This is a genomic window from Kocuria sp. CCUG 69068 (assembly GCF_020833785.1).
Classification (GTDB): Bacteria; Actinomycetota; Actinomycetes; order Actinomycetales; family Micrococcaceae; genus Kocuria; species Kocuria rosea.
Map to the genome: position 1 here is coordinate 1 of NZ_PDDL01000263.1, position 741 is coordinate 741.

Annotated in this window: 1 protein-coding gene; it reads left to right on the plus strand. The window is 78.9% G+C overall.

All coding sequences use genetic code 11. The annotated features are described in order from the left end of the window. On the plus strand, positions 1-741 hold a 741-nt coding region (locus CRM73_RS19430; protein ID WP_370658582.1), incomplete at both ends, for an NAD(P)/FAD-dependent oxidoreductase.

The following is a 741-nucleotide window of genomic DNA, read 5'->3' on the forward strand; positions in this document are numbered from 1 at the left end:
GGCGGGCGCCCTGCGCCGCGCCGCGCCCGCGGGCGCGAACGTGGCCGGGCTGCGCGGCGGCATGAACGCGCTGTCCGAGACCCTCGTGCACGACCTCGAGCGGGCGGGCGTGAAGCTCGTCACCGGCTACGACGTCATCGCCCTCGACCGCGACCCCCGGCGCGAGGGCTGGATGGTCATCCAGCGCCAGCCGCGCTTCGGCCACAAGACCGCCGTGGCGCGCGGGGAGCTGCTCGTGATGGCCACCGACGGCACGACCGCCGTCCGGCTCCTCGCCAGCCACGAGGAGGGGCTCCAGCGGTTCGCCCCCGGGGCCGGGCCCCAGGTGGCCCTGGCCACGCTCGTGGTCGACGAGCCGCGCCTCGACGGCGCCCCCCGGGGCACCGGCCTGCTCGTGAGCGAGGACGCCCGCGGCGTGCGCGCCAAGGCCCTCACCCACGCGAGCGCCAAGTGGGACTGGGTCCGGCAGGCGGCCGGCCCCGGCCGGCACGTGCTGCGGCTCTCCTACGGGCGCGCCCAGCCCGACGCCACCGCCGTGCCCCCTGAGGTGGCCCTGCCCGACGACCAGCTCATCCGCCTGGCCCTCTCCGACGCCTCGACCCTCATGGGCATGCCCCTGCGGCCCGCCCAGCTCGTCGGCGCGGACATCGTGCGCTGGCGCTCCGCGCTGCCCCGCACCGGCGTCGGGCACGCCCGGCGGGTCGCCGACTTCCGGCGGGCGCTGGCGGCGCTGCCCGACGC